Annotated in this window: 19 protein-coding genes; 4 read left to right on the top strand and 15 right to left on the bottom strand. The window is 61.5% G+C overall.

The features are described from left to right. Positions 1-20: 20 nt before the first annotated feature. The 4 genes from ACP7EW_RS23035 to ACP7EW_RS23050 all read right to left on the bottom strand — a co-directional run bounded on the left by ACP7EW_RS23035 (position 21) and on the right by ACP7EW_RS23050 (position 5,357). Complete coding sequence (locus ACP7EW_RS23035) at positions 21-1,691, bottom strand: ATP-binding protein (RefSeq protein WP_426219980.1); 1,671 nt, start codon at positions 1,689-1,691, stop codon at positions 21-23. Beyond that, the gene (locus ACP7EW_RS23040; RefSeq protein ID WP_426219982.1) at positions 1,691-3,190 is read right to left on the bottom strand and encodes an ATPase domain-containing protein; all 1,500 of its coding nucleotides are present in this window, start codon (positions 3,188-3,190) and stop codon (positions 1,691-1,693) included. The genes ACP7EW_RS23035 and ACP7EW_RS23040 overlap by 1 nt, the downstream gene beginning before the upstream one ends. A gap of 144 nt (positions 3,191-3,334) precedes the next feature. Continuing rightward, complete coding sequence (locus ACP7EW_RS23045; RefSeq protein WP_426219984.1) at positions 3,335-4,393, bottom strand: tetratricopeptide repeat protein; 1,059 nt, start codon at positions 4,391-4,393, stop codon at positions 3,335-3,337. Between the two features lie 70 nt (positions 4,394-4,463). Further along, on the bottom strand, positions 4,464-5,357 hold the full coding sequence (locus tag ACP7EW_RS23050) for a bestrophin family protein (RefSeq protein ID WP_426219986.1): 894 nt from the start codon (positions 5,355-5,357) through the stop codon (positions 4,464-4,466). 200 nt (positions 5,358-5,557) lie between these two features. Between ACP7EW_RS23050 and ACP7EW_RS23055 the strand changes: the two genes are divergently transcribed. From ACP7EW_RS23055 to ACP7EW_RS23070, 4 genes are read left to right on the top strand one after another with little or no spacing between them, the layout of a single operon-like run. Further along, positions 5,558-6,325, top strand: coding sequence for an SDR family NAD(P)-dependent oxidoreductase (locus ACP7EW_RS23055; RefSeq protein WP_426128892.1), 768 nt, complete (start codon positions 5,558-5,560; stop codon positions 6,323-6,325). Between the two features lie 12 nt (positions 6,326-6,337). Continuing rightward, a complete protein-coding gene (locus ACP7EW_RS23060; protein ID WP_426219988.1) occupies positions 6,338-7,522 on the top strand; it encodes an acetyl-CoA C-acyltransferase in 1,185 nt (394 codons plus the stop codon). A gap of 9 nt (positions 7,523-7,531) precedes the next feature. Next, positions 7,532-8,659 carry an acyl-CoA dehydrogenase gene (locus ACP7EW_RS23065; protein ID WP_426219990.1) on the top strand — a complete coding sequence of 376 codons (1,128 nt, stop codon included), beginning with the start codon at positions 7,532-7,534 and terminating at the stop codon, positions 8,657-8,659. Between the two features lie 11 nt (positions 8,660-8,670). Continuing rightward, complete coding sequence (locus tag ACP7EW_RS23070) at positions 8,671-9,444, top strand: enoyl-CoA hydratase (RefSeq protein ID WP_426219992.1); 774 nt, start codon at positions 8,671-8,673, stop codon at positions 9,442-9,444. Between the two features lie 54 nt (positions 9,445-9,498). On the opposite strand, the gene ACP7EW_RS23075 is transcribed toward ACP7EW_RS23070, so the two are convergent. The 11 genes from ACP7EW_RS23075 to arnC form a co-directional block, all read right to left on the bottom strand. Further along, positions 9,499-10,650: an acyl-CoA dehydrogenase family protein gene (locus ACP7EW_RS23075; RefSeq protein ID WP_426219994.1), complete on the bottom strand. Its 1,152-nt coding sequence runs from the start codon at positions 10,648-10,650 to the stop codon at positions 9,499-9,501. Between the two features lie 3 nt (positions 10,651-10,653). Further along, positions 10,654-11,757: an enoyl-CoA hydratase/isomerase family protein gene (locus ACP7EW_RS23080; protein ID WP_426219996.1), complete on the bottom strand. Its 1,104-nt coding sequence runs from the start codon at positions 11,755-11,757 to the stop codon at positions 10,654-10,656. Positions 11,758-11,898: 141 nt separating this feature from the next. Continuing rightward, positions 11,899-12,609: an HPP family protein gene (locus ACP7EW_RS23085; protein WP_426219998.1), complete on the bottom strand. Its 711-nt coding sequence runs from the start codon at positions 12,607-12,609 to the stop codon at positions 11,899-11,901. 172 nt (positions 12,610-12,781) lie between these two features. Then, complete coding sequence (locus ACP7EW_RS23090) at positions 12,782-14,404, bottom strand: ArnT family glycosyltransferase (RefSeq protein WP_426220000.1); 1,623 nt, start codon at positions 14,402-14,404, stop codon at positions 12,782-12,784. Positions 14,405-14,407: 3 nt separating this feature from the next. Next, on the bottom strand, positions 14,408-15,787 hold the full coding sequence (locus tag ACP7EW_RS23095; protein ID WP_426220002.1) for a UDP-glucose dehydrogenase family protein: 1,380 nt from the start codon (positions 15,785-15,787) through the stop codon (positions 14,408-14,410). Next, positions 15,784-16,185, bottom strand: coding sequence for a 4-amino-4-deoxy-L-arabinose-phosphoundecaprenol flippase subunit ArnF (gene arnF / locus ACP7EW_RS23100; RefSeq protein ID WP_426220004.1), 402 nt, complete (start codon positions 16,183-16,185; stop codon positions 15,784-15,786). The genes ACP7EW_RS23095 and arnF overlap by 4 nt, the downstream gene beginning before the upstream one ends. After that, entirely contained in the window at positions 16,182-16,529 is a 348-nt protein-coding gene (arnE, locus tag ACP7EW_RS23105) for a 4-amino-4-deoxy-L-arabinose-phosphoundecaprenol flippase subunit ArnE (RefSeq protein ID WP_426220006.1), read from the bottom strand. Before arnE ends, arnF begins: the two co-directional genes overlap by 4 nt. Then, positions 16,526-18,181, bottom strand: a complete 1,656-nt coding sequence (gene arnT / locus ACP7EW_RS23110) for a lipid IV(A) 4-amino-4-deoxy-L-arabinosyltransferase (protein ID WP_426220008.1) — start codon at positions 18,179-18,181, stop codon at positions 16,526-16,528. Before arnT ends, arnE begins: the two co-directional genes overlap by 4 nt. After that, positions 18,178-19,062 carry a 4-deoxy-4-formamido-L-arabinose-phosphoundecaprenol deformylase gene (arnD, locus tag ACP7EW_RS23115; RefSeq protein ID WP_426220010.1) on the bottom strand — a complete coding sequence of 295 codons (885 nt, stop codon included), beginning with the start codon at positions 19,060-19,062 and terminating at the stop codon, positions 18,178-18,180. Before arnD ends, arnT begins: the two co-directional genes overlap by 4 nt. Continuing rightward, positions 19,062-21,065 carry a bifunctional UDP-4-amino-4-deoxy-L-arabinose formyltransferase/UDP-glucuronic acid oxidase ArnA gene (gene arnA / locus ACP7EW_RS23120; RefSeq protein WP_426220012.1) on the bottom strand — a complete coding sequence of 668 codons (2,004 nt, stop codon included), beginning with the start codon at positions 21,063-21,065 and terminating at the stop codon, positions 19,062-19,064. The genes arnD and arnA overlap by 1 nt, the downstream gene beginning before the upstream one ends. Continuing rightward, positions 21,062-22,096 carry an undecaprenyl-phosphate 4-deoxy-4-formamido-L-arabinose transferase gene (gene arnC, locus ACP7EW_RS23125; RefSeq protein WP_068933143.1) on the bottom strand — a complete coding sequence of 345 codons (1,035 nt, stop codon included), beginning with the start codon at positions 22,094-22,096 and terminating at the stop codon, positions 21,062-21,064. Before arnC ends, arnA begins: the two co-directional genes overlap by 4 nt. Positions 22,097-22,334: the final 238 nt, after the last annotated feature.

Here is a 22,334-nt window from a genome sequence, read left to right on the forward strand (position 1 = left end):
GTTGCCAGACATATCACGTTTTATTGCTGGATCATTTCCCGAACTTTCGCGGTCAACAAATCGAACGTGAACGGCTTGGTGATCAGTTGCATGCCGGGATCCAGAAACCCACCCCGCACCGCCGCATGTTCGGCATAACCGGTGATGAACAATACCTTGAGCTCTGGCCGGATCTGCCGGCCGATTTCCGCCAGTTGGCGGCCATTCATGCCCGGCAGGCCAACATCGCTGATCATCAGGTCGATGCGATGGTCCGACTCGATGATCGGCACGGCTGTATCAGCATCACCCGCTTCGATAAACCCATAGCCCAACTCCTTAAGCACTGAGCCGACCAATACACGCACCGCAGGGTCGTCCTCGACGATCAGTACCGTTTCTCCGGCATTGGCGAAGGGCAGCAGCGCTGCATCGGCCGCCACATCGGCCACGATTTCGCCAATGAACCGAGGCAGAAACAGGCTGACTGTCGTGCCTTTGCCGACTTCACTGTGAATGGTGACATGACCATGTGACTGGCGGGCGAACCCGTAGATCATCGACAACCCCAGGCCCGTGCCCTGGCCGATCGGCTTGGTGGTGAAGAATGGATCGAACACGCGCCCCATCACACTTTCCGGAATGCCGCAGCCGGTGTCACTGACGCTCAGTTCAACGTAGTCACCGGGTTTCAAGGTGCCGTAGGCGGCGGTGAAGACGCTGTCGAGGTGGCGATTGGTGGTTTCCACGGTGAGGCTGCCGCCGTTGGGCATGGCGTCCCGTGCGTTGATCACCAGGTTGAGCAGGGCGCTTTCCAATTGGTTGGGGTCGGCTTCGGCGGTCCACAGCTGACCGGTGAGGCGCATGTCCAGGGCGATGCTCTCGTTGATGCTGCGTTGCAGCAATTCGCCCATCGAGGTCACCAGTTGGTTGATCTCAACGGGTTTTGAATCGAGGGATTGCCGGCGGGAGAACGCCAGCAAGCGGTGAGTAAGGCCCGCAGCGCGGTTGGCTGAGGTCACACCGAGATCGATCAGGCTGTCGAGGTCGTCCAATTTGCCACGGGACACACGCCTTCGCAGCAGCTCCAGGCTGCCGATGATGCCGGTGAGCATGTTGTTGAAGTCATGGGCGATGCCGCCGGTCAACTGGCCGACCGCTTCCATCTTCTGGGATTGGCGCAAGGCGTCTTCGTTGTGGCGCAGTTGGGCAGTGCGTTCCTCAACCTGTTGTTCCAGGGTTTCCAGGGTGCGTTGCAGGCGCAGTTCGCTTTCACTCAGATCGATCAGCCGGTCGCGGGCTTCGTATTGCCGACGACGCCCGCGCAGGGCGGTGCTGACCAGGCTGATCAGCGTCACCGGATGGAACGGACGCTCCAGGAACGTCACGTTGCCCAGCAAGCCGCTGAACTGGGATGAACCGTTCTGTTCGCTGCCGCCGTGGTGGGTCATCAGAACGATAGGCAAGTCTGACCAGGCGGGTTGTTGGTGCAAATGCTCCAGCAACGGGTCCAGGTCAGCGCCGCGCAGCGCTTCGGCGGCGATGATCAGCAAGCCGCTGCCGTGTTCCAACGCCTCACACAGCATGCCCAGGTCACTGGCAATGATGCCGCTGTACCCGGCTTCATTGAGCATCATCAGTGCAAGCGAGCTGTCACGTCCCAACGGCGCGAGGATGATCGCGCGCTCGGAGACAGGCGTAACGGCCGCCACTAGCCCATGTCCTTGAGCAGGGGCGAGCCAGCGCCCATGTAGGTGGGAATGCCGCGCAGGACCCCCTGGAAGTTGTTCAAAGGCTCGCCGACCGTCATGCCCCGGCTGCCGATGCGGTATTCACGGATTGTCGACTCATGGGAGCCGGTACGCTTTTTGATTATCGAGATGGCGCGGCGCACTTCACCGATCGCTTCAAAGTAACGCAGCAGGATCACGGTATCGGCCAGGTAGGTGATGTCTACCGGCGCCTGCATGTCTCCGACCAAACCATGCTGGGCGACGGTCATGAAGGTGGCGGCGCCTCTGCGGTTGAGGTACAGCAACAGCTCGTGCATGTGCAGGATCAGCGCATTCTCTTCCGGCATGGCGGCCTGGTAGCCGTTGATGCTGTCGATGACCACGGTCTTGATGCCCCGGTCGTCCACGCACCGCCGTACGCGGTGGGAAAACTCGCCGGGCGACAGTTCAGCGGCGTCCACTTGCTCGATCAGCAGGTTGCCGGTGGCTTGCAAGGCCGCCAGGTCGATGCCCATGTTCTTCATGCGTTCGAACAGCAAACCCAGCTCTTCATCGAAAATAAACAGCGCGGCCTTTTCGCCACGGGCCACGGCGGCAGCGGCGAAAATCATTGAGATCAGCGATTTGCCCGTACCGGCCGGGCCGAGGATCAGGCTGCTGGAGCCGGTCTCGATGCCACCGCCCAACAACGAATCCAGCTCGCGGATGCCGCTGGTGAGCGTCTCGCGGTTGTAGCCACCACGATGCTCGGCCGCGACCAGGCGCGGGAACACATGCACGCCACCTTGCATGATGGTGAAGTCATGGAAGCCGCCACGGTACTTCTGGCCGCGGTACTTGACCACCCGTACCCGGCGACGTTCGGCGCCGTAGTTGGGGGTCAGTTCTTCCAGGCGGATCACCCCGTGGGCCACGCTGTGCACGGTTTTGTCCAGGGATTCGGTGGTCAGGTCATCCAGCAACAGCACGGTGGCGTCATAACGCACAAAGTAATGTTTGATCGCCAGGATCTGCCGGCGATAACGCAAAGAGCTCTGCGCCAGCAGGCGGATTTCGGAGAGGCTGTCGACGACCACCCGGGTCGGTTTGACCCGCTCAACCACTTCGAAGATCTGTCGCGTGGCTTCGCCCAATTCCAGGTCAGAGGAATACAGCAGGCTTTGCTGATGTTCAGCGTTGAGCAGGCTTTCCGGAGGGGTCAGTTCGAAGATATGGATATTCTCGTCCAGGTCCCAGCCGTGTGACTTGGCACCTTGACGCAGTTCACGTTCGGTCTCGGACAAGGTGATGTACAACGAAGTCTCACCGTTTTTCGCACCCGCCTGCAGAAAATGCAGGGCGACGGTGGTTTTACCGGTGCCTGGTTCACCTTCCAGCAGGAACAGGTGGCTGCGCGATAGCCCCCCGGAAAGAATGTCATCCAGACCTTCGATGCCGGTGGCGGCCTTTTCACTGAACAGCTCATTGGATGTAGACAAGGAGTGCCCTCAGGTCACGTTCAAATAGAGGGGCGCGCCGCTTGTGGCGCGCCATATTTACTTGACCGTAGTGGCCTTTAGCGGTTCAACGTTTCGTAAAATTTGTACAACGGTGGCTTGGGTTTACAAGTTTTTAGCCTGAACCTACAGACCTTGTTGCAACGCCGGATCATCCGGATTCTGTTGCTCAAGCTGCGCGAGCAGAACCTGGACGTTCTGCAACTGACCGCTTTCCTTCCAGTAATTGATCAGCAGCACGCGGGCCTTGCGATTGGCGGGGTGGCGCTGAATGATTTCCTCCAGTTGGCGCTGGGCGGCTTCCAGCTCTTGCTGGGCATGCAGCGTGGTGGCGAGGTCGTAGCGGTAATCCTGATTGTCCGGTTCCAGCTCCGCCGCCTTCGACAGGCCGAGCAGCGCGTACGGCCGCTCGCCGTGGTGCAACAGCCACAGGCCCAAGGCATGTTGCAGGTAGGCTGACTCAGGGTGCGCGGCCAATTGGCGCGCCAGCAACTGGCGGGACTCTTCCGTCTTGCCCTGTTTATCCAGCAATTCAATCTGCGCCACCACCGCTTGCAGGTTGTCCGGTTGCAGGCGCATGGCTTGTTCCAGGGCATTTTGCGCCTCCGGCAACAGGGCGCTGTGGATGTACAGGCGCGCCAGTTGAATCCAGCCTTCGGCCGTTTCGGGCTGGGCCTTGAGTTTCTTCACGAACTCATCGAGGACCTGCTGCAGGGGCCCGAAGTACAGGCCCAAGGTATCGGGCGACAGGCCAAGCAGGGCATTGGCGGCGGCAAACCGCACGTCCTGCTCGGGATCGTCCAGTACCGGCCCGAGCAACAGCGTGCGTTGGCCGGTGGGCACCAGGCCGACAATGCTGTGGATGGCGGCTTCGCGCACCAGGGGCGACTCGCTGGCCAGGTCTTTGTCTGCCAGCTTCAGCGCTTGGGGGCTGGGATAGTTGGGCAATTCAGCATGCAACGCAGCGCGACGTTCGGGCGAAAGGTCCGGCCGGGCCAGTTGCTGGTACAGCACACGCGCGGCACCCGGCTCGCCGTTGCGCGCCTGTTTCAGGGCCTTGGCGTAACCATGGGCAATGGCGGGCGCTACAGCTACCGGGGTGGAGCGAGAGAAACACCAAGTGATCAGCACAATCAACAACAGGGCGCACAGGCCGACGAAGGAGTAACGGCGTGACTTTGACATGCAGGCGTCCGAAAGCGTGGGCAGCAAAGTCGTCAGCTTCGGTCAGACCACGGCAGGTGTCAAACCCGCATCAGGTCAGCACGTATTCCACCGGCTCCAGGAGCGGCGGCAGGTCGGTTTCGCCGAGGGCTGCCAACACTTCGCGCTCCAGGGTGCGCAGGAGGGCATTGCAGGGCAGGTCGTTTTCGTCAAAGCCGAACGGGTCTTCCAAGTCATCACCGATTTCATCGAGGCCGAAAAACGTGTAGCTGACGATGGCGGTAAATACCGGCGTCAGCCAGCCCAACGGCTCGGCCATGGCAAACGGCAGCAGGATGCAGAACAGGTAAATGGTGCGATGCAGCAACAAGGTATAGGGGAAGGGCAGCGGCGTGCTCTTGATCCGCTCGCAGGACGCCTGCACCTGGCTGAGGCTGACCAGGCGCGCCTCCAGTTGGGTGTAGCGCCATTCGCTGATCACGCCTTGTTCGGCCAATACGGAAAACCGCGCGCCGACCTGTTGCAGCACGTTATCGGGCAAGTTGGGGTGGCTGGCCTGGACCTGACTCCACGGCTTGATGGCCAGGGCTTCATCTTCATGACGCAGCCGGGCGACCAGACCATGGGCAAACCCACACAGGCTGCGCAGCAAGCCCGCCCGCTCGGCGGGATCGCGCAGCACCTGGGTTTCGCGAATCAACGAGCGCACGTCGATGATCATCTGCCCCAGTTGCTTGCGGCCCTCCCACCAGCGGTCATAGCAGGCGTTGTTGCGAAAGCTCATGAAGATCGACAACGACAGCCCGAGCAAGGTGAACGGCGTGGCATTGACCTTGGAAAAGTACGCCGGGTGCAGGGTTTCCACCAGCACGATCACCGAGGCCAAGAGGGTGACCAGCAGACTGCGCAGGGCGATGCGCTTGGCAATCGAGCCCTTGAGGGAAAACAGGATGCCCAGGAGGTTGGGTTTGGGTCGGACTATCATTCAGGGGCGGGCTTCTTGGGTGGCGCAGCCCATCAGAGTAGAAGCCTGCAGTGTGCCCGTCCAATCGCTGGGGCTGACCGGCTGATCGGCGCGGTCGATGACTGGCCAAAACAGTCAGGCAGGTTGAGGGCTTTGACCATTGCCGCAGTGGCGCTCTGGGGCGACTATTTCGACGATTCGGACTGTTAAAGAGAATAACAATGCAGATTGAAAACAAGATCTTCCTGGTCAGCGGCGGCGCCTCGGGCCTGGGTGCAGCCACCGCTGAAATGCTCGTAGCGGCAGGCGCCAAGGTGATGCTGGTAGACCTCAACGCCGAGGCCGTGGCCGCCAAGGCCCAGCAGCTGGGCGAGAATGCCCGCAGCGCCGTGGCGGACATCAGCCAGGAAGCGGCCGCCGAAGCCGCCGTGCAAGCCACCGTCGCAGCGTTTGGCGGGTTGCATGGCCTAGTGAACTGTGCCGGCGTGGTCCGCGGCGAGAAAATCCTCGGCAAGACCGGCCCCCACGGCCTGGCCAGCTTTGCCCAGGTGATCAACGTCAACCTGATCGGCAGCTTCAACCTGCTGCGCCTGGCGGCCGCCGCCATTGCCGAAACCGAGGCGAATGCCGACGGCGAGCGCGGTGTGATCATCAATACCGCCTCCGTCGCCGCGTTTGACGGTCAGATCGGCCAGGCCGCGTATTCCGCGTCCAAGGGCGCCATCGCCAGCCTCACCCTGCCGGCAGCACGCGAACTGGCGCGGTTTGGCATTCGCGTCATGACCATCGCTCCGGGCATTTTCGAGACGCCGATGATGGCTGGCATGACCCCGGAAGTCCGTGATTCCCTGGCGGCCGGCGTGCCATTCCCGCCACGCCTGGGCAAACCCGCCGAATACGCCGCGCTGGTGCGGCACATCATTGAAAACAGCATGCTCAATGGCGAGGTGATCCGTCTTGACGGCGCCTTGCGCATGGCCGCCAAGTAAGGAGTATTTTCCATGACCGATCCCATTGTTATCGTCAGCGCCGTGCGCACGCCCATGGGTGGCTTCCAGGGTGACCTCAAGGGCCTGACCGCGCCGCAGTTGGGTTCCGCCGCGATCCGTGCCGCCGTCGAACGTGCCGGTATTGCTCCCGATGCCGTGGATGAAGTGTTGTTTGGCTGCGTACTGCCCGCCGGCCTCGGCCAGGCGCCGGCACGCCAGGCCGCCTTGGGCGCGGGGCTGGACAAGGCCACGCGTTGCACCACCCTCAACAAAATGTGCGGCTCAGGCATGGAAGCCGCGATCCTGGCCCATGATTCGCTGCTGGCCGGCAGCGTCGACGTGGTGATTGCCGGTGGTATGGAAAGCATGTCCAACGCGCCATACCTGCTCGACCGCGCCCGCAGCGGCTACCGCATGGGCCACGGCAAGGTGCTGGACCACATGTTCCTCGACGGCCTGGAAGATGCCTACGACAAAGGCCGCCTGATGGGCACCTTTGCCGAGGACTGCGCCCTGCACAACGGTTTTACCCGTGAGGCCCAGGACGCGTTCGCCATCGCGTCCCTGACTCGCGCACAGGAAGCGATCTCCCACGGCCATTTTGCCGCCGAGATCGTTCCGGTACAGGTCACCGTGGGCAAAGAACAGAAAACCATCCTGCATGACGAACAACCGCCCAAGGCCAAGCTGGACAAGATCAGCAGCCTGAAACCGGCGTTCCGCGAAGGCGGCACGGTGACGGCGGCCAACTCCAGTTCGATTTCCGATGGCGCGGCGGCCTTGCTGCTGATGCGCCAGTCCGAGGCCGAGAAACGGGGTCTCAAGCCCTTGGCCGTGATTCATGGGCATGCGGCGTTTGCCGATGAACCAGGGTTGTTCCCGGTGGCGCCGGTGGGCGCTATCCGCAAGCTGATGACCAAAACCGGCTGGAACCTGGATGAAGTGGATCTGTTCGAGATCAACGAAGCCTTCGCCGTTGTCAGCCTAGTGACCATGAGCAAGCTGGAAATCCCCCACGCCAAGGTCAATATCCACGGCGGCGCCTGTGCGTTGGGCCATCCGATCGGTGCGTCCGGTGCGCGGATCCTGGTGACGCTGCTCTCGGCCCTGCGCCAGAACGGCCTCAAGCGTGGCGTCGCCGCCATCTGTATCGGCGGTGGTGAAGCCACGGCCATGGCTGTTGAATGCCTGTATTAAGGACTGACCATGCTGCCCAATGACGAACACCTGCAAATCAGCGACGCCGCCCGGCAATTTGCCCAGGAGCGCCTGAAACCCTTTGCCGCCGAATGGGACCGCGAGCATCGCTTTCCCAAGGAAGCCATCGGTGAAATGGCCGAGCTGGGCTTCTTCGGCATGCTGGTGCCGGAACAGTGGGGCGGTTGCGACACCGGCTACCTGGCCTACGCCATGGCCCTGGAAGAAATCGCCGCCGGTGACGGCGCCTGCTCCACTATCATGAGCGTGCACAACTCGGTAGGCTGCGTGCCGATCCTCACGTTCGGCAACGATCAGCAGAAAGAACAGTTCCTCAAACCCCTGGCCAGCGGCGCCATGCTCGGCGCCTTCGCGCTGACCGAGCCCCAGGCGGGTTCCGATGCCAGCAGTTTGAAAACCCGCGCGCGCCTGGAAGGTGATCATTACGTACTCAATGGCTGCAAGCAGTTCATCACCTCCGGGCAGAACGCCGGGGTGGTGATTGTATTTGCGGTGACCGACCCTGCGGCGGGCAAGCGGGAGATCAGCGCATTCATCGTACCGACCGATTCGCCGGGCTACAGCGTGGCGCGGGTTGAAGACAAGCTCGGCCAGCATGCGTCCGATACGTGCCAGATTCTGTTTGAGGATGTGAAGGTGCCAGTCGCCAACCGTCTCGGGGAGGAGGGCGAAGGCTACAAGATTGCCCTGGCCAACCTTGAGGGCGGCCGCGTGGGCATCGCCTCGCAAGCGGTGGGCATGGCCCGCGCCGCCTTTGAAGCGGCCCGCGACTATGCCCGCGAGCGTGAAAGCTTCGGCAAGCCGATCATTGAACATCAGGCCGTGGCCTTCCGCCTGGCGGACATGGCCACACAAATCGCGGTCGCCCGGCAGATGGTGCATTACGCCGCTGCGCTGCGTGACAGTGGCAAGCCAGCGCTGGTGGAAGCCTCGATGGCCAAGCTGTTCGCCTCGGAAATGGCCGAGAAAGTCTGTTCGGCCGCCTTGCAAACCCTGGGCGGTTACGGTTACCTGAGCGACTTCCCGCTGGAGCGGATCTACCGCGACGTGCGGGTCTGCCAGATTTACGAAGGCACCAGCGATATCCAGCGCATGGTCATCTCACGCAATCTCTAAGGAGCCGATACATGAGTTACGAAACCATTTTGCTCGACGTCCAAGGCCGCGTCGGGCTGATTACCCTCAATCGCCCACAAGCCTTGAACGCCCTGAATGCGCAACTGGTCAGCGAATTGAACCAGGCGCTGGATGGCCTGGAAGCCAACCCGGAAATCGGCTGTATCGTGCTGACGGGTTCCAAGAAAGCCTTCGCCGCCGGTGCCGACATCAAGGAAATGGCCGAGCTGACCTACCCGCAGATCTACCTGGACAACCTGTTCAGCGACAGCGACCGCGTGGCCAACCGCCGCAAGCCGATCATCGCCGCCGTCAACGGTTTTGCCCTCGGTGGTGGCTGTGAGCTGGCGCTGATGTGCGACTTCATCCTGGCCGGCGACGGCGCCAAGTTCGGCCAGCCGGAAATCAACCTCGGCGTACTGCCGGGCATGGGCGGCACCCAGCGCCTGACCCGCGCCGTGGGCAAGGCCAAGGCCATGGAAATGTGCCTGACCGGGCGTTTTATCGACGCCGTAGAAGCGGAGCGCTGCGGGATTGTCGCGCGGATCGTGCCCGCCGATGAGCTGCTGGAAGAAGCACTGAAAGTCGCCACCCTGATCGCCGGCAAGTCGGTGCCGATCAGCATGATGGTCAAGGAAAGCGTGAACCGTGCGTTTGAAGTGAGCCTGTCGGAAGGCGTACGTTTTGAACGCCGGGTGTTCCATGCCGCGTTTGCGACGCAGGATCAGAAGGAAGGCATGGCGGCGTTTGTGGCCAAGCGTGCGCCGGAGTTCAAGGACAAGTAAGCGCATGTGGGAGCTGGCAAGCCAGCTCCCACCGTTGTTGTGTAGCGTGTCAGGTTACAGCTGGTAATTTTTCAGTTCGCGAGCAATCACCATCCGCTGAATCTCGCTGGTCCCCTCATAAATCTGCGTGATCCGCGCATCCCGGTAGTAACGCTCCACCGGATAATCCTCCAGATAGCCGTACCCACCATGAATCTGCATCGCTGACGAGCAGACTTTCTCGGCCATTTCCGAGGCAAACAGCTTGGCCTGGGAAGCTTCCGACAAACACGGTTTGCCGGCACTGCGCAGTCGCGCGGCATGCAGGATCAACAAGCGCGCGGCATTCAGTTGGGTCTGCATGTCGGCCAGCAGGTTGGCCACGCTCTGGTGTTCGACGATCGCCTTGTTGAACTGCACGCGATCACGCGCATACGCCACTGCTGCCTCAAACGCGGCACGGGCGATGCCCAGCGCCTGGGCGGCAATGCCGATGCGTCCACCTTCCAGGTTGGAGAGGGCAATCGCCAGGCCTTTTCCGCGCTCACCCAACAGGTTGGCCTCCGGCACTGTGCATTGGTTGAGGGTGACGGCGCAGGTGTCGGACGCGCGGATGCCCATCTTGTGTTCGGTGCGGTCCACCATGAAGCCCGCTGTTGCGGTGGGCACCAGGAACGCCGAGATGCCTTTTTTGCCCAGTTCTGGGTCGGTCACGGCAAACACGATCGCCAGTTTGGCGCGCTTGCCGTTGCTGACGAATTGCTTGGCGCCGGTGATCACCCATTGGCCATCGCGCAGCTCGGCGCGGGTGCGCAGGTTGTGGGCTTCGGAACCCGCTTGGGGTTCGGTGAGGCAGAAGCAGCCAATCGCCTGGCCGCTGGCGAGGTCCGCCAACCATGTCTGCTTCTGCGCTTCTGTGCCGTAGTTGAGGATTGGTCCGCAACCCACTGAATTATGGATACTCATCAGCGCGCCCGTGGCGCCGTCGCCGGCCGAGATCTCCTCCACGGCGAGGGCGTAGGCGACGTAATCGACATAGGTGCCACCCCATTCTTCCGGCACCACCATGCCCAGCAGGCCGAGTTCGCCCATCTTGGCGACCAGGGCATCGTCGATCCAGCCGGCTTTTTCCCACGCTTGGGCGTAGGGTGCGATTTCGCCACGGGCAAAGTCGCGCGCCATGTCGCGGATCATCACTTGTTCTTCAGTGTATTCAATGTCTTGCATGGCTTAGTTCGCAACCTTCTCGAAGTGATGAAAGAAGCTTTCTACATGGCTGAGGGCCAGACCATGCAGGGTGGGTGGGTTCCAGCGCGGGGCTTTGTCCTTGTCGATGATCAGGGCGCGCACGCCTTCGATCAGATTGCCACGTTCGAACCATTGGCGGTCCAGGTGCAATTCCAGGGCAAAACATTGCTCAAGGGGCAGGCGCCGGCCGCGACGCAGCATCTCCAGGGTCACAGCCATGGCCAGGGGAGAGCGTGTCTGCATCAGGTTGGCGGTGTTCAGTGCCCATTCATGGCTGTCGCCGACGGTGACTTGCTGCAGCTGCTCGACGATGCTCGGCACATCCGGCAGCGCGAAGAAATGGTCGATGGCCGTGCGCAAGGCGGCCAGCGGTGCGTCGGGGAGTTGCTGCACGGCCAGCTTGGCGAGCACGCCTTGCAGGTCCTTGAGCGGCGAGTCGTGCCATTGCAGGCGGTCGAGCTTCTGGTCCAGTTCGGTGAGCTTGTTGCTTTCAAGGTGCCAATCCGCCAAACCGCAGTAGAGCGCGTCGGCTGCGCGGATCTGCACCCCGGTGACACCCAGGTAAATCCCCAGCTCACCCGGAATACGCGGCAGGAAGTAACTGCCGCCCACATCAGGGAAGTAACCGATGGCCACTTCCGGCATCGCCAGGCGGCTGCGCTCGGTGACCACGCGTAAGTCAGCGCCTTGCACCAGGCCCATGCCGCCGCCCAGGACAAATCCATCCATGAGTGCCAGTACCGGTTTGCGGTAATGGTGGATGGCCAGGTCCAGTGCGTATTCCTCGACGAAAAAGTCCTGATGCAGCGTATCGCCGTTCTTGAAGCTGTCGTACAGCGAACGGATATCGCCTCCGGCACAGAAGGCCTTTTCGCCGGCGCCGCGCAGGACCACGGCGTACACCTGCGGGTCATCGGCCCAGGCCTGCAGTTGGGACGCCAGGCTGCGCACCATGTTCAGGGTAATGGCGTTCAAGCCAGCGGGGCGATTGAGGGTGAGGTGGCCGATATGGTTACGGACCTCGGCGAGGACTTCGTCCTGAAGTGTTTCTGCGTGGCTTGCCTCGGATGAAACCTGAGCAGTCATCGATAACTCCCTGCTTTTATTGTTCTTTATCAAGATGTTCGCGGACGAACCTTCTCGTGATCGTACCAGTGCAAATTTGCCCAGTACAACCGTGAATCCTGCAGGTCGTTTTTGCATTTATGCAGCGAGGGGACGATGGGCTCAAGGCACCCGGCTGGCCAGGACTTCACCAATGCTGCGTCGTCGCGCGTGGGTTTCTGCGGCGTGGATCAATTGTTCCAGCTCCGTGGGCTCCACATCGTAGAACTGCTCCATGTCGGCCAGCGCCAGCTTCAAATCGGCGGCAGTAATGGCGGGGTCTTGAGCGGCATCAGGGTTATTCAAGGTAAGCGTCGGTGCTTCAGCGGCGCCTTTGGGATACCGCGTGCGAGTGGCGTTGTTGTAAGCCAGCGCACAGGCCAGCAGCGCGCCAGCACCGAGCAAGACCGCGCCCAATTCATACCAACCGAGGGCGGCAGAAGCAGGGTCGGCCAACACCAGCGTCATTGCCAAGCCGCCGGCCGGCGGATGCAGGCAGCGCAGCCAGCACATCAGCACCACGGTCATGCCTGCTGCGAGGCAGGCCCCACCCAGGGAAGGGCCAAGCACACGGGCGACGAGCAAAGCCACTACACCCGCGCACAAATAGCTGCCGATAATTGACCAGGGTTGCGCCAGGGCGCCGGACGAAACAGCGAACAACAACACCGCCGAAGCCCCGAGCGGGCCGAGCAGGTGCAGCGCCACCTCCATGCCAAACACGTGTGAGCACAGCCAGACACTGAACAGCGTGCCCAGGGCCATGCCGATGGCGGCACGGCTCCATTCGGTGGGGCGGGTGTTGATAGCAGCGGGTAACCAGCGAGCGAGCATTGAAAGGGGATCCATAAACAGCGGGCAAAAAAAAGGCTTGTCTGGTTGCCCGGAAAAGCCCTTTGAAAGTTCCAACATTTGGGGGAAGGAACCCATGCAGTGTGCCGCCCCGGAGAACAGGGCGCCAATGCATATTAATGAAGGTTGAGTGCAAAAAAAATGAAGTTGAGCCTCAGGGTTGTGGGCTTTTTTCCAAATGCAGCAGCACATAAGGGTTACGATCAAATTCGCCGGCCAAGGTCGGCGTGATGGAACGCAAGCGTGGGTCCGTCAAGCCTTCATAGTCTGCCTCGCTCATCACCAGCCACGCGGGCCCCTGGAGGGGCTTGAGGTCGGCCGCCTGCTGAGTGAACAACGGCACCTGGTCGCAATTGAGGTTGACCATGTACTTGATGGCCTTGGCGTCTTTGCCCAGGCCGTGCAACACCACCGGTGCCTTTTGCTGCATCACCTGTTCATGCACTTGCAAAGTAAAGGTGCGGGTGTCGTAGACACTGCGCTCCAGCGGTTCGACCACCATGATGTAGGTGGCCCATACGGCCAGTACCGCCGCAAACGCCGGTCCGACCGTACGCAGCTGTGTCTTGAGCAGCGCCAGCAGTGCCACGACTTGCAGCCCACCCAGCACACCGAATACCCAGCCCAGATGGCTCAACTGTTCCGGATAGCGCGGCCGTGCGAACAGCAACCCGGCGATCAACAGTGTCGGCAACAACGTCCAGATACCCAGCATCAATCCGCGCAACCCGGCAAACAATCGCCCGTGTGCAACCTGGAACGGATACGCCGCAATCATCGCCGCCATGGGCAGCATCGGCAGCACATAGCGCGCCTTCTTCGCCTGGGGAATCGACAAGCCCAGCATCACCAGCAACCCGGCGGCCGCGCAGTACCACACCAACTGCAACGCTGGCCCAGGCGCCCGCCGTCCGCTGATCAGCATGGCCAACAGCACCAGCACAGCCATCGGATACGCCAGGGCATAGTTGCCCAGGGAGCTGGTGAAGTAATACAGCACACCGCTGGAACCTTCGCTGCCGTCCATGCGCCCGAGGAACTGCATGCGGATCACGTCCTGCATGAACGGCTCGCCGCCACTCAGCTTGGCCATCAGCAACAGCAAGCCGACACAGGCCACCAACAACGCCAGCGCAAGCAAGCCGAAGCTGAACAGTTGCCGCCATTGGCGGGTGATCAGGTAATAGCTGCACAACACGCCCGTGGGAATGACCAGGCCAATCGGCCCGCGCACGGCAAAGCCGACAATCAGCAGCAGGTACAGCCAATGCAGGCGTTTACCGGCGCCAAAGTGATCGTGGGCATAGCCCAGGTAAAACACCGCCAACGCAATCGCGGCCAGCATCTGGTCGAGTGACACCGAGCGGGTTTCGCTGATGAAGGTGCTGCTCAGCAACAGGATCGCAATGCTCAGCAAGCCCCAACGCTGGGAGTAGGGCGCGGTCAGGCGATACACCAGGGTAACGATCACCGCCGAGGCCATCGCCGTGGGCAACCAGGCTGTAAGGCTGGTGACCTGGCCCAGCGGCAAGGACAACAACCACGTCAGGAGCGTCGACGTGGCCAGGTAATCCGCATAAGGCTGGCCGTAGGTGGTCGGGAAGAATCCCGGTCCATGGCGCAGCATCTCCTGGGCGAACAGCACGAAGCGGGAATCGAAGCCAATAATCGCCTGGTGCCAGCTGCCGGCGATGAACAGCAACAACGCCAGCAATCCCAAACCGAGGGATTGGCGGCGGATCGTTGGGGTTAACAGGGGCGGTCGATCTTTGTTCACGTCTCAGGCTTCCACGACCTGCGGCAACCATTGCTGCTGCGGAATCGGCAACTGGCAGGAGTCGCCACGGCCGATCGGGTAGTACTGGAAGCCTTTGCGCGCCAGGCGCTCGCCGTCGTAGAGGTTGCGGCCGTCGAAGATCACCGGGGTTTTCAGGCGCTGGTGGATCAGGTCGAAGTCTGGCGCCTTGAACTGCTGCCATTCGGTGCAGACGATCAGCGCATCGGCGCCGCCCAGGGTGGATTCCGGGGTGCCCATCAGCATCAGCCGAGGGTCATCGCCATAGATGCGCTGGGTTTCCTGCATAGCTTCCGGGTCGAACGCGCGCACGTTGGCGCCGGCCGCCCACAGGGCCTCCATCAGCACGCGGCTGGGCGCATCGCGCATGTCGTCGGTGTTCGGCTTGAACGCCAGGCCCCACAGGGCAAACGTCTTGCCGCGCAGGTTGCCCTGGAAGAACGCATTGATGCGCTCGAACAACTTGCTCTTCTGGCGCTGGTTGATGGCTTCTACCGCTTCCAATAGGTCGCTGGAGCAGTTGGCTTGCTTGGCGCTGTGGATCAGGGCGCGCATGTCCTTGGGGAAGCACGAACCACCGTAGCCGCAGCCGGGGTAGATGAAGTGGTAGCCGATACGCGAATCGGCACCAATGCCCAGGCGTACGGCTTCGATGTCCGCGCCCAGGTGTTCGGCCAGCTCGGCGATCTGGTTGATGAAGCTGATCTTGGTCGCCAGCATGCAGTTGGCGGCGTATTTGGTCAGCTCGGCGCTGCGCAGATCCATGAAGATGATACGGTCATGGTTGCGGTTGAAGGGGGCGTACAGGTCGCGCATCACCTCGCGCACTTCTTCGCGCTCGCAGCCGATGATGATGCGGTCCGGACGGCGGCAGTCGGCCACGGCCGAGCCTTCCTTGAGGAATTCCGGGTTGGAGACGATATCGAACTCCAGGTGCTGGCCAGCCAGGTGAAGGGCTTTTTCGATATGCGCGCGCAGGGTATCGCCTGTGCCGACGGGCACAGTGGATTTTTCCACCAGGATCACCGGCTCCTTGCGATGACGAGCGACCGCATCGCCCACCGACAGCACGTACTTCAGGTCAGCCGAGCCGTCTTCATCCGAAGGCGTGCCCACGGCGATAAACAGCACTTCGCCGTGTTCGACCGCGAGTTTCTCGTCATGGGTAAAGTGCAGTCGCCCGCTTTCCAGGTTTTCCTTGACCATCGCTGCCAGCCCCGGCTCGAAGATCGTCACATGGCCTTTCTGCAAAGACTCGACCTTGTTTTTGTCAACGTCCATGCAGATGACATCGTGACCGACTTCGGCCAATACGGTGGCCTGCACCAGACCGACGTAACCACTACCAAATACACTGATTTTCATGGGGCATTCCTGGGACTTGTAGCGCTAGCACGACGAGAGTTGATAACCAGCACACCGAGGATGACAAGCGCCACCCCCAGGGTTTTTGAAACGGAAAAATGTTCGTTGAACACCGGCAGGCTGGCCGCCAGCAGGTACACCAGCGCGTAGCTGATGCTCAACAGTGAGTAGGCGCGGCCCAGCGGCAGGTGCTTGAGCGCACCGAGCCAGCAGAGCATCGACAGCGCGTAGGCGAGGATCGCCAGGCTCACCACGCCGAGGGCGCCGAGATCGATCTGTGCACTGAGCCATTCGTTGGGCAGCGGCAAGCGCGTCATGCTCCAGCGCATGCCCAACTGGGCAGCACTGACCAGGCCGACACTGCCCAGGGCCAGGGTAAAACCTTGGACCCGGCTCATACGTGGCGCCCCAACAACACCACACCACCGATCACCAGCACCACGCCCAGCCAATGACGGCTGTCGATGGGCTCATGAAAGACAAACCGCGCCACCAGCGTGACCAACACAAAGTTCAGGCTGAGCATGGGGTAGGCAATGCCCACTTCCAGGCGCTGCAACACCAGCAGCCACACCAGCAAGCCCAGGCCCAGGCACATCAGCGCCGACCACAACCACGGCGAACGCAGCTTCAGCGCCCAGCCCTGGGGCGCATCGCGCCAGCTTTCCACGGCGAATTTCTGCGACACCTGGCCCATGCAGGTCAGCAGGCAAGCGGCCAATAACAGCAGCAGGGTGATCACGGCGTCACCTGCGGGAAGATCAGGATCACGATATTGCCTTGCTCATACCGCTTGCCGTCATTGGGCAGCAGCGCCACTTCTGCGATTTCATCGTCACCTTTGACGCGCATCACCACGCCGACCGGGCCTTGCTTGCGCGCCTCGCTCATCCACTGCTGGACTTGGGTGGTGTCAATCTTGTGATGCGTGGCATCCGGGTAGGCCAGGCCGTATTTGACTTCGCCAACGGTGTTGTAAAGCGTCACATCCGGGCGTGCCAGGCGCCACGACAAGGCCGACGCTGCGCCGAGGTCGTTGCTCAGCAGGGCCGTGGCTGGCTGCAGTTCCTGCAGGTGGTCGATGATGAATTGGTCAGGCGTCTTGTTGTAGACCACCGAATGCGGCAATGCGGCAGGCAACAAGGCGACCATCAGCCAACTGCCGAATACCGGCGCGGCCCACAGGCGTAGAGGTCGCGCGGCCTGCAGCAGGTTGACCAGGATCCAGGCGAACAGAAAGGTGAACACCAGCACCAGGCTGAGGGTTTCCTGGCCGTGCTCGTACACCGGCTTCTTCAGTTGCACCCAAGTCAGCGCCAGCAATGCAACTACGCCGATAATCAGGTTCAGCCAACCGTTGATACGCAATGCACGGCCACGGCCTTGGGCCAGTTTGTCGGCCAGGGTGTTGCCCATCAACAACGCCAACGGCAGCAGGCACGGCATGATGTACGAGGGCAGCTTGCCCTTGGCCAGGCTGAAGAACGCCAGGGGCATCAGCAGCCACAGCAACACAAAACCAATCTTTGCGCTGCGCTTGTCCTGCCAGGCCTGTTTGAGCGTGGACGGCAACAACGCCACCCACGGCAGGCAGAACGCAACCAGCAGCGGCAGGTAATACCAGAACGGCTCGGCGTGCTGGGCATCGTCGCCGGCAAAGCGCTGGATATGCTCATGCCAGAAGAAGAAGTTCCAGTAGTCGGGCTCTTGCAGGTGCACGGCCAGCGCCCACGGCAGGCTGACCACAATCGCTACAACCACAGCGACCAGGCCATAACCCAGCAGCTCGCGGAAACGCTTTTGCCAGATCGCATAGGGCAGCGCGATCAATACGGGGAGCAGCCACGCCAGGAAACCCTTGGTCATAAAGCCCATGCCGCAGGCAAACCCCAACAGCGCCCAGGCACCGAGTCGCCCATTGCGGGTGGTGCTGTCAAAGCAAAACCACAAGGCCACACCGGTCAGGTTGACCCAGAAGGTGAACTGCGGATCGAGGTTGGCATAACCGCCCAGGGCCGCCACGCTGACAAAACTCATGTACAGCACGGTGCTGATCAGGCTTTTTTGCGGGTCATTCCATAGCCGGCGTGACATCAGGTACACCAGCACAATGCTCAAGCCGGTGCTCAAGGCCGACGCAAAGCGCACACCGAACAGGTTCTGCCCGAAGATCGCCTGGCCCAGCGCGATCATCCAGTAGCCCGCCGCCGGTTTCTCGAAGTAACGAATGCCCATGAAGTGCGGCGACGCCCACTTACCGGTCAGCAGCATTTCCTGGCTGATCTGCGCGTAGCGCGTTTCGTCCGGAATCCACAGGCCATGGGTGGTCAGTGGCAGCAGGTAAAACACGCCAAACGCCAACAGGAGCAGGGGCAGGGCCCAACGGCGGATCATGCCTGTTGCACTCCGAGCCAACCCTCGCGGCCGGGCAAGGCGCCGCGCACCAGCTGTTGCTGGGGCAGGGTGGTCAGGTCCGCCGGCAGCAAGTCGCCCAGCGGTTTGAAGTCGATGCCGCGCTGCCCTGCCTGGGCGAGCAACTGGCGAAAATCATTGGCCATCAGAATCCCTTCTACTTCGGCGTGGATCGTATAGACGTTGAGCTTCGACGCGGCAAAGCGGTCGAGGATGAACGTGTTGAAGTCTTTGGCAGCCACCACCGGCCCGACGACTTCGTCGAAGGTCGGCAGGTCCACCGGAATTTGTGGGGTGCCCGCGCTGCCATCGGCCAAGGTTGGACGAAACAGGCAGGTGCCCCGGCAATCACTGTTGTAGCGGAAATTGAAGCCTTGCTTGGCTTGCACCACGCGCTCGTCGGCACGCCAACCGGCGGCGGCCGAACAGTCGATGCGCTCGCCGAGAATGTCATTCAAGGTGTCGACGCCACGGCGGATTTGTTCGATCAGCTGTGCCTCGCTCCAGCGCCCGGTGTTGGCCTGCCAGCCGTGATGGTCCCACGCATGCAGGCCCACCTCATGCCCGGCGGCCTTGGCCTGGCGCATCAAATGCCCCAGGTCCCGGCCGATCGGCTTGCCTGGCCAGGCGGTGCCCGCCAGCAAGATATCCAGGCCATAGAGGCCGACGGCATTGGAACGCAGCATCTTCCACAGGAACTGCGGGCGGATGAGACGCCACAAGTGGCGCCCCATGTTGTCCGGCCCGACACTGAAGAAGAACGTCGCTTTAACCCCCGCTTCATCCAGGGATTCGAGCAACCGTGGCACACCTTCACGGGTGCCGCGGTAGGTGTCGACGTCAATGCGCAAGCCTGCCTTCATTATTTCTGCACTTCGGTAGACTGGGCGATTTCGAGCATGGCCTCGCGCAAGAAGAAGTCCAGCGTGTTGCCGATGGTTTCGCTCATCTCCACGGTCGGCTCCCAGTTCAGCAGTCGCTTGGCGTTTTCGATGCTTGGCTTGCGGTGGGCCACATCCTGGTAACCGGTGCCGTAGAACGCCTTGCTCTCGACATCGCGGAAACCGGCGAACGGCGGGAAGTTGCCACGCAGCGGGTGCGCTTCGAACTGACGCAGCAGCTCTTCACCCAGTTGACGGATGCTGGCTTCGTTCTCCGGGTTGCCGATGTTGATGATCTGGCCATTGCACGCGTCGTTGTCGTTATCGATGATGCGCGCCAGGGCTTCGATACCGTCAGCGATGTCGGTGAAGCAACGCTTCTGCTCGCCACCGTCGAACAAACGGATCGGCGTGCCTTCCACCAGGTTCAGGATCAGTTGGGTAATCGCACGGGAGCTGCCGATACGCGCCGAGTCCAGGCGGTCGAGACGCGGGCCCATCCAGTTGAAGGGACGGAACAGCGTGAAGTTCAGGCCTTTGGCGCCGTAGGCCCAGATCACACGGTCCAGCAGTTGCTTGGAGACCGAGTAGATCCAGCGTTGCTTGTTGACCGGGCCGACCACCAGGTTGGAGGTGTCTTCGTCGAAGTACTGGTCCTGGCACATGCCATAGACTTCGGAGGTCGACGGGAAGATCACGCGCTTGTTGTACTTGACGCAGTAGCGCACCAGCTTGAGGTTTTCTTCGAAGTCCAGCTCGAACACACGCAGCGGGTTACGGGTGTATTCGATCGGGGTGGCGATGGCCACCAGCGGCAGGACCACGTCGCACTTCTTGATGTGGTACTCGATCCACTCGGTGTGGATGCTGATGTCGCCTTCGACGTAATGGAAGTTCGGGTGGCTGCGCAGGCGCTCGATGGCGTCGGAGCCGATGTCCAGGCCGTAGACTTCGTAACGGTCGTCACGCAGCAGGCGCTCGGACAGGTGGTTACCGATAAAGCCGTTCACGCCGAGGATCAGCACGCGAGTACGGCGTGGCTTGCGGCCAGACTCGGCACCACGCAGCACGGAACCGTCGACCAGGCCCAATTCGTTGGCCAGGGACGGGCCGGCCAGATACAGGCCGTTGTCGTTGCGCTGGCCGAACTTGACCACCAGGGAGTCTTCACCGCAGGCAATGCGCAGCGGGTTGACACTGATCACACGGCCCGGCGCGAGGCCTTCGTTGCCCTTGACCACTTCGGCTTGCCATACGATCAGCTTGTGCTCGCCCACCGCGCAGAAAGCGCCCGGATACGGTTGGGTCACGGCACGCACCAGGTTGAACAGTTCTTCAGCCGGTTTTTTCCACTCCAGCTTGCCATCGGCAGCGGTACGGCGACCGAAGTAGGTGGCCTGGCTTTCGTCCTGGGCGGTTTCAGCCAATTTGCCTTGGGCCAGTTGCGGCAGGGCATCGCGCAGCAGGTGGCTGGCGGCCTCGCGCAGTTTGGCATGCAGGGTCAGGCCGGTATCCGTGCGGTCGATCACGACTTTCTGTTGGGCCAGGATCGCGCCGGCATCGGCACGCTTGACCATGCGGTGCAGGGTTACGCCGGTTTCGGTTTCGCCGTTGACCAGCACCCAGTTGGCCGGGGCGCGGCCACGGTATTTGGGCAGCAGCGAGCCGTGCAGGTTGAACGCGCCTTTGCGGGCGGTAGCCAGCAGGGGCTCGCTCAGCAGGTTGCGGTAGTAGAACGAGAAAATGTAGTCCGGGTTCAACTTGGCGATGCGCTCGATCCACAGCGGGTGGTTGGCGTCTTCCGGCGCGTGCACCGGGATACCGTTGCGTGCGCACAGTTGGGCAACGGAACCGTAGAAGTTGTTTTCCTTCGGGTCGTCGGCATGGGTGAACACAGCAGCAATTTCGTAACCGGTGTTGAGCAGCGCTTCAATGCCTGCACAACCAATGTCGTGGTACGCGAATACAACAGCTTTTGAACTCATGATTGGACCTGATCAGCAGAAGAAGTAGAGGTATGGGAAGACACCAGGCCGTCAACGACGACCACGGGAGCCGGTGCTGCCGGTTGGTTGCGCAGCACTTTTTCGATAAAGAAGCGTGGGCGGGCGCGCACATCGCTGTACATGCGGCCCAGGTATTCACCCAAGAGGCCCATGCCGATGAACTGGCCGCCGGTGAACACGAACAGCACCGCGAACAGCACGAACAAGCCGTCGCCGGCCCAGTCGGCACCAAAGGCCAGGCGCATGACGATCAACGCCAGGGCAAACAGCATGCCCAAGGCCGCCAGGCTGAAGCCGACGATGGAGAGCAGGCGCAGCGGGGTGGTGGTCATGCACGTCAGCAAGTCGAACATCAGGCTGATCAGGCGCATGGCGCTGTATTTGGATTCACCGTGTTCACGCTCGGCGTGGTGCACCAGGATCTCGGTGGTGTGTCGGGCAAAGCCGTTGGCCAGGATCGGGATAAAGGTGCTGCGCTCGCGGCAGGCCAGCATCGCGTCGACGATGGTGCGGCGGTAGGCGCGCAGCATGCAGCCGTAGTCGGTCATGGCCACGCCAGTAGAGCGCTGCACGGCCAGGTTGATCAGGCGCGAAGGCCAGCGGCGGAAAGCCGAGTCCTGGCGATTGTTGCGCACGGTGGCCACTACGTCGTAGCCGAGGGCGGCTTGTTCCACCAGGCGCGGGATTTCTTCGGGCGGGTTTTGCAGGTCGGCGTCGAGGGTGATCACCACTTCGCCCCGGCACTGCTCGAAACCGGCCATGATCGCCGCATGCTGGCCATAGTTGCGGTTGAGGATCACCGCGACCACGTTGCTGCCGTCTTCAGCGGCGGCGTCTTCCAGCAGTTGGGCCGAATTGTCGCGACTACCGTCATCCACCAGGATGATTTCGTATTCGTAGGCCAGTTGCTTGCAGGCTGCAGTGGTGCGACGCAGCAATTCAGGCAGGCTCTCTTGTTCGTTGTAGACCGGGATAACGATCGACACGCAATGAATAGGGTAGGGTTTCAAAGATTCATGACCTCGGGGTTAGAGCAACTTGGAGCATGGAAACAGCAGCAATCATTAGGCGAAAGTCCAGGCCGCAGGCTAAAAAGCGGAACCAAAGGTGAAGCGTAATCAAGAGGTTAGACGATATAGCGCGGTTGGCTATGAAGTGCTGTGTTCAAGATTAAGCGTAAAAATGTGGAACAGATATGAAAGGCAGATGAAAAACTCGTTTATTTGACAGGTAGACAGCTAGGGTTCA

Origin of the sequence: Pseudomonas sp. DWRC2-2 (genome assembly GCF_049897885.1) — a bacterium.
In the GTDB taxonomy this organism is placed as follows: Bacteria; Pseudomonadota; Gammaproteobacteria; order Pseudomonadales; family Pseudomonadaceae; genus Aquipseudomonas; species Aquipseudomonas azotoformans_A.